General features: G+C 69.2%; 8 protein-coding genes and 2 pseudogenes. 8 read left to right on the top strand and 2 right to left on the bottom strand.

Annotated elements, in window-relative coordinates:
• Positions 1-614: 614 nt before the first annotated feature.
• From KY572_RS34240 to KY572_RS34220, 6 genes and pseudogenes are all read left to right on the top strand, one after another.
• On the top strand, positions 615-983 hold the full coding sequence (locus KY572_RS34240; RefSeq protein WP_224247883.1) for a helix-turn-helix transcriptional regulator: 369 nt from the start codon (positions 615-617) through the stop codon (positions 981-983).
• A 139-nt stretch (positions 984-1,122) separates the two neighbouring features.
• Positions 1,123-1,395, top strand: a complete 273-nt coding sequence (locus tag KY572_RS34235; protein WP_224247880.1) for a hypothetical protein — start codon at positions 1,123-1,125, stop codon at positions 1,393-1,395.
• A gap of 284 nt (positions 1,396-1,679) precedes the next feature.
• Positions 1,680-1,775 (top strand): annotated as a pseudogene (locus KY572_RS48230) (Imm52 family immunity protein); the annotation flags it as partial.
• 241 nt (positions 1,776-2,016) lie between these two features.
• Positions 2,017-3,210 (top strand): hypothetical protein, encoded by a 1,194-nt coding sequence (locus tag KY572_RS34230; RefSeq protein ID WP_224247879.1) that lies wholly within the window; start codon positions 2,017-2,019, stop codon positions 3,208-3,210.
• 147 nt (positions 3,211-3,357) lie between these two features.
• Positions 3,358-5,004 (top strand): HEAT repeat domain-containing protein, encoded by a 1,647-nt coding sequence (locus KY572_RS34225; protein WP_224247878.1) that lies wholly within the window; start codon positions 3,358-3,360, stop codon positions 5,002-5,004.
• Between the two features lie 71 nt (positions 5,005-5,075).
• Positions 5,076-6,581 (top strand): chondroitinase-B domain-containing protein, encoded by a 1,506-nt coding sequence (locus tag KY572_RS34220; RefSeq protein ID WP_224247877.1) that lies wholly within the window; start codon positions 5,076-5,078, stop codon positions 6,579-6,581.
• Here KY572_RS34220 and KY572_RS34215 read toward each other — a convergent pair.
• Positions 6,541-7,464, bottom strand: coding sequence for a LysR family transcriptional regulator (locus KY572_RS34215; RefSeq protein ID WP_224247876.1), 924 nt, complete (start codon positions 7,462-7,464; stop codon positions 6,541-6,543). The genes KY572_RS34220 and KY572_RS34215 overlap by 41 nt on opposite strands.
• A gap of 167 nt (positions 7,465-7,631) precedes the next feature.
• On the opposite strand from KY572_RS34215, the gene KY572_RS34210 reads away from it, so the two are divergent.
• Together KY572_RS34210 and KY572_RS34205 are read left to right on the top strand one after the other, a co-directional pair.
• Positions 7,632-8,291: a hydrolase gene (locus KY572_RS34210; protein WP_224247875.1), complete on the top strand. Its 660-nt coding sequence runs from the start codon at positions 7,632-7,634 to the stop codon at positions 8,289-8,291.
• A gap of 38 nt (positions 8,292-8,329) precedes the next feature.
• Positions 8,330-8,422, top strand: a pseudogene (locus KY572_RS34205) (NAD(P)-binding domain-containing protein); the annotation flags it as partial.
• Between the two features lie 33 nt (positions 8,423-8,455).
• On the opposite strand, the gene KY572_RS34200 reads toward KY572_RS34205, so the two are convergent.
• Positions 8,456-9,760, bottom strand: coding sequence for a Zn-dependent hydrolase (locus KY572_RS34200; RefSeq protein ID WP_224247874.1), 1,305 nt, complete (start codon positions 9,758-9,760; stop codon positions 8,456-8,458).
• Positions 9,761-9,813 lie beyond the last annotated feature (53 nt).

The following is a 9,813-nucleotide window of genomic DNA, read 5'->3' as shown; positions in this document are numbered from 1 at the left end:
TGACGGTGGAGATCTGAGATCTGGAATCCCGGTCGACTGAGGATCAGAAACACGCGCTCCCTGAGGACCATCAACAGCCCGCATGCACAAGGACGTAGGCGGCCCCACTGCACAGGATTCCGCGTCCACTACGCGCAAGCTGTCCGCTGATCACGTGATCACGTCCCCGGGTAGCTCTGCGTAGCACTCGGCTCCCGCTCCGCTCTCAGCCCCGCAGCACGCATCGGCATCGCGCCGAGACGGGATCGGCTTGCCTCTGACCTTGGAGGGGGACAGGCCGATCCCATCGGAGCGCGCGCCACTGGCCACACCGAGGGGGATCGGCGTGGCCAGTGCGAAGCGACTGGGGGAGCCCTGCATCCTGGGGGCGCCCCTGGTCGCGGCAGTTCACCGCGCCCGGTGAGCTGATCGGCTGCCTGCTCTCTCCCTGTCATGCGCCCCCGGCTTGGGTGTTTCGTGCTGGCGCGGCGCGCGAGGTTCCCATGATGAAAGACCACCAGACAGCACGGCCCGCAGAGGGCTTCTCCCGGCGCAAGGCCCGCAGTCGGCCTCGCTCGCTTCCTGGGGACGCGAAGCGCCAAGAGCGGCGGCTTGGGGCTACGCTCGGTCGGGCGCTGCGGGCCGCACGGATGCGCGTGGGGCTCACTCAGGCCGACCTTGCCGCGAGCGTCGGCATTGCTACCGAGGTCTTTGGGCGGATGGAGCGCGGGAAGATGCTTCCCAGCGTGCCCACGCTGTTCCGGCTGTGCGTGGCCCTGCGAAGTGGCCCGCATGAGCTGATGGGCTTCGCCCCCGTGGACAGCCTGCCGCAAGCGGCACAGCTCGAAGTGCCGCCCGAGCTGGCGCACGCGCCCGAAATGCGACGCTTGCTGCATCTGCTCGGACGCCTCCAAGGGCTACAGCTCAGGCTGATCCTGCGGCTGGTCGTGGCCTTCGCAACGGAGCCCAAGCGCCCCCGGCGCCAGAGGAGGGATCGAGGATGACCACGCCCCCGCAGCAAGACGCCCCGACGATGTTCTACCCCCTCAACCCCTGCGGCCACCTTCGCGGCCCCGGTGGTGGTTGCATCGGATCCCCCGAGTGCAAGCGCGAGCCTGTCAGCGCGGACAAGCTGGGGAGTTGGTGCAACGTGCTGGAGAACTCCGCGCGCGGCTCGTGGCCCATCCTTCCCAGGCGGTCACGGGTGAAGGCCGCGCGACCGTCGCGGACAAGCTTGGGGCGGCGGTGAGCCTGGGCGAGTGCCTTAGCGCGGTGCTGGCCAACTTGCTGGAACACAAGGCCATCCTGACGACGGAGGAACAGGCGACGCTGGCCACCATCGGCGCGAACGTGGAGATGCGGGGGCGGGATCTCTGCGACTTCCTGACGACCTGGACAGGTGGGGTCCCTTCGTGAAGCACGGCGCGTCCTGGCGTGCTCCAGAGTCCCCCAAAGGCCCAGTTTGCGGGGGACCAAGGGGACCAAAAAAGGACCAAATCCGCTGGACTCGTGCGGACGCGTGTGGACGCTTCGAGGGGCCGATTTTCAGAGGGAAACCGAGGAGAGCGCCGTTTTTCAGAGCGGGCCGGTTTACCCCCTACACGGCTTCGATTCCCGCCGCCTCCACTCTTCTACTTCGTCTTGACGGGTGGTTGGACAAGGGGACCCTCGTCATCCTCACTCCCTAGCGGTTCACCGCTTCAAACCCGCAGCACGTCGTGCTTGCCGCACGTGTCCACGAGTTGCTGGACCGGGCCGGGCTGCTGCGGCAGTTGCAGCCCTGGCTTGCAACTTGACGGCGTGGCCAAGGTTGATTCGCTGGCTCGCCTGGTGACAGCTGTCATCCCTCTGGTGGCTCGAGTCATCCGGCGCCTGGGGGCTCATGCCATCACCTGGGACGCTCTTTCCTCGCAAATCCTTGAATGTACGTGGAGTCCCGGGTCTTCCGGGGTTTGGCACGAGCGCTGCAGTCATGCCTTCCCGTCAAGGCACTTCCCCTGCCGGCTGCCCGCCCCCCGTCATCCCAGGAGCACGTCCATGCGTTTCCCCAAGATCAGCATCCCCAAGCCGAGCTTGCCCAAGCCGAGCTTGCCCAAGCCGACTGCTCCGAAGCCGACCGCCCCGAAGCCGACTGCTCCCAACCCGACCGCGCCCAAGCCGACCGCGCCCAAGCCGACCCCCAGCCCGCGCCCGGACATCAACGGCAACTTCCCCGGCCAGAAGCCGGGCGGCAAGCCCACCTTCACCCCGCGCCCGGACATCAACGGCAACTTCCCCGGCCAGAAGCCGGGCGGCTCCACCTTCACCCCGCGCCCGGACATCAACGGCAACTTCCCTGGCCAGAAGCCCAACCTGGGTAACCCGTTCAGCGGCCTGAACAACCCGCTCAGCGGCATCAACAACCCGCTCAGCGGCATCAACAAGCCCTTCGGTGGCCTGAACAACCCGTTCGGCGGCTTGAACAACCCGCTCGGCGGTGTCGGCAATGTGCTCGGTGGCATCGGCAACGGCATCGGCGGTGCCTTCTCGGCCGCGGGCGGCGTCCTCGGCGGCGTGGCCAGCGGCGCGGCGGGCCTTGTCGGCGCGGGCCTCGAGGCGGCCACCATGCTGCCCAGCGCCCTGGGCATGATGAACCCGCAGATGATGGACCCGTACGCGGCCGGTGCCATGCCGATGGATCCGTACGCGGCCGGCGCCATGCCGATGGACCCATACGCGGCCGGCGCCATGCCGATGGATCCGTACGCGGCCGGTGGCCTGCCTCCGGATCTCGCCGCTGGCATGCCGATGGACCCGTACGCGGCCGGCGCCATGCCGATGGACCCGTACGCGCTCGGTGGCCTGCCTCCGGACCTCGCCACCGGCATGCCGATGGACCCGTACGCGGCCGGTGGCCTGCCTCCGGACCTCGCCGCTGGCATGCCGATGGACCCGTACGCGGCCGGTGGTCTGCCTCCGGACCTCGGTGGTGCCCCGATGATGGCTCCGTCCGCAGCCAGCGTCAGCGCTCCGATGGGCGGCGCTCTGCCGGCTTCGGCGGACCCTCTGCAGTCGAGCCTGAGCAACATCTTCAACGCGGTGGCTGACGCCATCAACACCGCCACACAGGCCATCGACACCGTCAAGCAGCTCGTGGATCCCTCCGTGGCCCAGCCCCTGGCGCGCCAGGCCGTCGCGGCCCCCGTGGCCCAGCCCCAGCAGTGCCAGGTCGTCGGCGCCCCGATTGAGTAGGGGGCCACTCCAGGACCCAACATCGAGCGGTAGGTGGCCCTCACGCTTCTGACGGAAACGTCAGGCGTGGGGGCCCGCTGTTTTCGTGCCGGGGAGCTGGAGGTACGCTCCCGGGCAGGCGCATCCTTCCTCCCGTCCGCCTGCCCCTTGTCCTCCGAACCTCTCCATCCCCAGACGCCGCGGCACCCGCGGGCCAGCGACCGGCTCCAGGCCGTCCGGGCCCTGGCCTCTTCGTCACTTCCCATCTCAGGGCGGCTGGACGGGCTCTTCGGCGCGCTCACCGACAGGGACTGGCGGGTCGTCGAGGCCGCCTGGGAGGGCATCGCCTCGCACCGGAACCCGTCGTCCGTCGAGGCCGTGCTCCGCGAGCTCAAGCAGGCCCTGGAGGAGATCTTCCCTCCGGGCACATCACGCCCCCCAGACGCTCCGCTGAGCGATGAGCACGAGAAGCGGCTGCTCCCGTGTCTGAGGGCGGCGTGGCTCGTCCGTGCCGAGCCCCAGCAGGTGCTGCCGCTGCTGCTGCGCACCCTGGAGCAGGGCGGCACGAGCCTCATGGGCACCATGCGCCGCATCTTCGACGGCCTGGGGAAGCCCGCACTCCCCAGGCTCATGGATGCCCTGAATGCCGCGACAGATTCCGCGAGGAAGCTCGAGCTCGCGCTGATCGTGGTCTCCCATGACGCGCAGGCGGTTCAACCCCTTCTCCTGACCCTGCTGCGCAACGACCGGACGTACGATGCAGCCTGGCTCCTCCGCGGAATGGGCAGCAAGGTCGCCGCCATCATGGAGGACCTGTTGGCGCTGTTGGGACGCGAGTACGCGCGCCTGCGGCAGCGTCGCGCGGAGGGCAAGGCAGGTCCCGGGAGCTTCGGCGAGACCCCGGTGTACATCGTGCTCTCGGCCATCCAACGCGCCGGAGAGGCCGCCAGAGCCGTCGTGCCCATGCTGCTCTCCTGCCTCGCGGAGGAGGACTGTCCGGTGCGCGGCAGGATGCTCCAGGTGCTGGCGGCCATCGGAGATCCCAGCGCCGAGCCGGTACTCCGGGCTCACCTCACCCACTCGGATGCCACCGTCCGGTGCGACGCCGCGTCAGGACTGCATCGCATCACCGGACGGGCGGACGAGGTCCTCCCTGTCCTGCGCCAGTCCCTCAAGAATCGGGGGGACTCGCAGGCAGCGCTCTCGGCGCTGGTGGACCTGGGAAGCGACGCGGCTCCCGCGATTCCCTGGGTGCTCGACTGGGTGGAGGCCGAAGGCCCCTCGTACTGCCAATGGGACACGCCTGGGCCCCTGGCCCAGCTCTTTCTCGCGGGCTTTCCCCCGACTCCTCGCGGACTCCGGATGATGCGGAAGCGGCTGGAGTCGCGTCAGCATGCTTCGACCGCGATCCGCCTCCTCGGGGACTGGGGGCCCGCGGCGGCGAGCGCTGCCCCGGAGATCCTCACCTGGGCGAAGAAGCGCCGCCGTGACGCGTATCAGCGTTGCGAAGCCTTGGACGCGCACTGGAGGGTCTCGGGCGAGCCTGGCCCCGCGCTGCGAGGACTGCCTCGGCTGCTGCGTCTGCCCAACGCCCTGCACCTCTGGACCCCGGGCAGGGATCTCGTCCCACGGCTCGTGGGCGTGCTCCACGAGGCTCCTTCCGAGCTCCGGCAGGCCGCGGCCGAGGTGCTGGCGTTGGCAGGGAGCAAGGTGCACGCGAGCCTGCCCGCGCTGGAGGCGCTCCAGGAAGACGCCGACCCCAAGGTCCGCGTCCGGGTCCGAGCCGCCATCGAGTGCATCTCGGCGGACTTCTGACTCACGAAATGCGTACGTGCGCGACAGGAGCAGGGCAGACTGGCTCGGCACACCTCGCAGGAAGAGCCATCATGAAAATCCCATCCCTCGTGCTGCTCCTGGTGTCCTGCACCAGCTTCGCCGCGGTGAAGAACGTCTCCACCGTCTCCCAGCTGCAGTCCGCGCTCTCCTCCGCTCAGGCCGGTGACGAGATCATCCTCGCCAACGGCACGTACGCCGTCAGCGCCAACCTGAACTGCGCGGCGGACGGCACCGCGGCGCAGCCCATCATCGTGAGGGCCGCCAACCGGCACGCGGCGCTCATCCGCTTCAACGCGACCGAGGGCTTCAAGGTCTCAGGACGGTACTGGGTCTTCGACGGCCTGACCATCGAGGGGGCTTGCGCCCAGGACCCGAGCTGCGAGCACGCGTTCCACGTCACGGGCCACGCGGAGAACTTCGTCCTGCGCCACAGCCGCGTCCGCGACTTCAACGCGCAGCTCAAGGTGAATGCCACGCAGAACTCCAGCGGCGTCTTCGAGATCCCTCACCGGGGCCTCATCGAGAACAATGAGATCTACGACACGCGCGTCCGCAACACGACGACGCCCGTCACCAAGCTCAACATCGACACCGGTGAGGACTGGATCGTCCGCGACAACTACATCCACGACTTCTCCAAGGCCAACAACGGCATCTCCTATGGCGCGTTCATGAAGAGCGGTGGCAAGCGCGGCATCTTCGAGCGAAACCGCGTCATCTGCACCAAGGATGCCCCCGCCGGAAACGTCCGCATCGGCCTGTCCTTCGGAGGTGGAGGCACCGGGAACGCGTTCTGCGCGCCGGCCTTCGACGCGAACGTTCCCTGTGATCCCGAGCACTCGGATGGAATCCTGCGCAACAACGTCATCATCAACTGCTCGGACGTGGGCATCTACCTGAACAAGGCTGCCAACACGAAGGTGCTGTTCAACACCCTCATCGCGACCACCGGTGTGGACTTCCGCTTCGCCTCCACCACCGGCGAGGCGCATGGCAACGTGGTGTCCTCCGTCATCCGCACCCGTGATAGCGGCTCCTTCACCGCCGGCACCAACCTGATGAACGTGAGCTCGGCCACCTGGGACTCCTGGTACGTCGCGCCGCTGGCCGGAGACCTGCGCGTCGAGGGCAACGTCTCACAGCTCATCGGCGCCGCGGCCGCTCGCGCCACGGTGACGAACGACTTCTGCGCTCGTCCTCGGCCGTCGTCGGGGAACTACACGCTCGGCGCGCTGGAGCACTCGCTGGGCGAGTGCGACGGAGGCACCAGCACGCCCACGGACGGCGGGACGCCGGCGGATGGAGGCTCGGGGATGGGAGGTGACGGTGGCACCGCTGACGGTGGCACCGGCGGTGGAGTCGACGGTGGCCTCGATGCGGGCACTGGCGGTGAGCCGCTCCCCGGAGACGAGGAGCCCGAGGCCGACAAGGGCGGTTGCAGCGCCAGCGGTGGCATGGCCGCCATCTTCCTCTGCCTGCTCGTGCCGGTCCTGTCGCGCCGCGCTCGTCACCGGCTCAGCTCGCGGAGAGCAGCTTCGCCAGGCCCTGGCGCTTGAACTCCTCGACGACGAAGTCCACGAACACGCGTGTCTTCGCGGGCAGCTGCCGGTGTCCGGCGTAGTAGAGCGCAATCGGGCCGATGTCGGCGTACCAGTCCGGCAGCACCCGCACCAGCGTCCCTTCCTTCAGGTGCGGCAGCGCGTCGGGCATCGACACGAAGGCGATGCCCAGCCCCATCAACGCGCAGTGGGTGAGCGCCTCGGGATCGTTGAGGATCATCCTGGGCCGCATCTCCCCCGACGCCTCCTCCCCCGAGCGGCTGCGCAGCGGCCACGAGCGGATGCGTCCGCTCTGCGGTGCGCGCAGGAGCAGGCCCTCCAGCTCCCGGAGATCCTCGGGCTTGCGCGGCGGTGCAATCCGTCCCAGGTACGCCGGCGAGGCCACCGCGACCACGTGCGCCCGAGCCAGCTCCCGGGCCACCAGCCCCGAGGGCAGCTCGAACCCGCCGCCAATCGCCGCGTCGAAGCCCTCGGCGATGAGGTCCACCGGCCGCGTGTCCAGGTGCCAGTCCGGCACCACGGCGGGATAGCGCGACAGGAACTCGCGCAACAGCGGCACCACGTAGCCGCGCCCGAACACGGGGGCCATGCTGACCTTCAGCGTCCCCGCCGGCTGGCCCGCCGACATGGACACGTTGGCGATGGCCGCCTGGAGCGTGTCCAGCCCGCCGCTCACCTCGCGCAGGAAGCGCTCCCCCGACTCCGTCAGCTTCAGCCCGCGCGTGCTGCGCTGGAACAGGCGCACGCCCAGCCGCGCCTCCAGCCGCGCCACGTTCTGACTCACCGCCGCCGGCGTCAGCCCCAGCGTCCGCGCCGCCGCCGAGAAGCTCGAGGCCTGCGCGCTGCGCACGAACGACTCCAGCGTGATGAGCGTCTCCATGCGCCTCGACGCTAGCCTCGGCACCCCTCGCTTTAAACATCTTCTTCAAACTGATTCCGCGGATTGCCCGCTACAGCAAGGGGAGTGACGTCTTCATAGTGCTCTCCATCAGCGGCACGGCACTCCGCCGGCGCTGAGAGCAATTCCCCCAACCTGGAGACGCTCACATGAACGCACAGCGCAACCCCAAGGCCGGTCTCGATGCCCTGCTCACCCCCGACAACAGCGTGCTGCTGCTCATCGACCACCAGCCGTTCCAGTTCGCCGGCCTGCGCAGCCACGACAGCCAGACCGTCATCAACAACGTGGTGGGCCTGGCGAAGGCGGCGAAGCTGTTCGGCGTGCCCACGCTGCTGACCACGGTGCTGGAGGAGCGCGGCGGCTACCTCATCAAGCAGCTGCAGGACGTCTTCCCCGAGCAGAAGCCCCTCAACCGCACCTTCATCAACACCTGGGAGGACACCCGGGCCGTCGAGTGGGTGAAGAAGACCGGCCGCAAGAAGCTCATCATCGCCGCGCTGTGGACGGAGATCTGCCTGGCCATGCCCACCCTCCACGCGCTGGGCGAGGGCTACGAGGTGTACATCGTCACGGACGCGTCGGGCGGCACCTCGCTCGAGGCCCATGAGGTGGCCATCCAGCGCATGGTGCAGGCCGGCGCGGTGCCCATCACCACGGCGGTCCTGTCCGCCGAGCTGCAGCGCGACTGGGCCCGCACGGACACCGTGGCCGGAATGGCCCAGCTGCTCATCGATCACATGGGCAACGTCGGCACCGCCTTCGCGTGGGAGCAGCAGCTGCTGAACACCCCGCACACCTCGCGCTGAGACCCAGGCATCCCCCGAGCACCTCATTGGAGCGTGTCATGGGGATTGGAATCATTGGCGCGGGAAGCATCGGTCAGGCGCTGGCGGGCCACATGGCGAGGGCCGGCCATGAGGTGCTCGTCAGCAACAGCCGCGGCCCGGAGGTGGGCATCCCATTCGATGCTCTAGCGGCGCCCGCCGGCGGCCAGCTTGCGCCGGGGCTCGGCCTTGCGCGCCAGGTGCTCCACGGTCTGCTCGACCGTCGCGAGGAACGCGCGCACCGACTTGTCGAGCGCCGGCTCTGGCGTGTCCTCGATGCGGGTGTGCGAGATGCCCGGTGAGGACTGCGCGAAGACCATGGCGGTCGGCACGATGTCGGCCATCTCCGCCGCGTCGTGGAGCGGGCCCGAGGGGATCTCCGGCGCATGGCCGGTGACGCCCTTGACCGCCTTGCGCACGAAGCCGGTGAGCGTCTCGTCGAAGATGCGCGGGGTGATCTTGAGGATGGGGCTCCACTCGACCTTGACGTTGAACTCCTTCGCCGCGGCGAGCGACGCCTTCTTCGCCCCCGCGAGCAGCTTCGCGAGCACGTCCGCGTCGAGCGCGCGCATGTCGATGGAGATCTCCGTGCGGCCCGGCACCGCGGTGACGAAGTTCGGCTCGACCTTCACCACGCCGCAGGTGGCGACCACGCGCGTGCGCGGCGTCTTGCCGGAGAGCTTCGTCGCCAGCTCCTGCGCGCCGAGCGCGAACCGGGCGCCCGCGAGGAACGCGTCCTGGCGCAGGTGCAGCGGCGCGGCGCCGGAGTGCGCGGCCTGCCCGATGAACTTCAGCTGGTGGCGCTCCACGCCCATCGTCCCGAGGACCACGCCGACCGGGCGCTTCATCTCCTGCAGCACCGGTCCCTGCTCGATGTGCAACTCGAGGTAGGCCTCGGCCCGCAGCTCGTCGAAGTACTTCCTCGCGGACTTCATGCCCTCCAGGGTGATGCCGTTCTCCTTCAGCGCGTCAGGGAGCTTCACTCCGGCGCGGTCCACGAGGTGCGCGAGCTCCTTGTGCGGATCGAGCGAGCCCGCGGACGCGGCGGACCCGGTGAGGCTGCGACCGAAGCGCGCGCCCTCTTCGTCGGCCCAGTCGACGATGTGGATGGTGACAGGCGGGCGGGCGCCCTTCGCGGCGTAGACGCGGAGGACCTCGAGCCCCGCGAGCACGCCCAGGCACCCGTCGAGCCAGCCGCCACCGGGGACCGAGTCGAGGTGGCTGCCGATGACGATGCTCCGCTCGGAGTCTCCGGGGAGCGTGGCCCAGAGGTTGCCGGCACCGTCCTGACGCGTGGAGAGGGAGAGCTCGTTCTGTAGCTTGCCCGCGAACCACTCGCGCGCCTTGCGCCAGACGGGGCCCCACGCGACGCGCTGGGCGCCGCGCTCGTCGGAGGTGAGCTTCTCGAGTTCCTTCAGATCGGAGATCACGCGCTTCGAAGAAGGGTTCATGGCCCACTTCATAGCGCGGGTGCGGGGTGGAGAGGAGCCACCCGCCGCATCCG

The sequence above is a fragment of the Hyalangium gracile genome (assembly GCF_020103725.1).
GTDB classification, from domain to species: Bacteria; Myxococcota; Myxococcia; order Myxococcales; family Myxococcaceae; genus Hyalangium; species Hyalangium gracile.
Note: the sequence above shows the minus strand (reverse complement) of the source record. Positions and strands in the feature narration are given on the sequence as shown.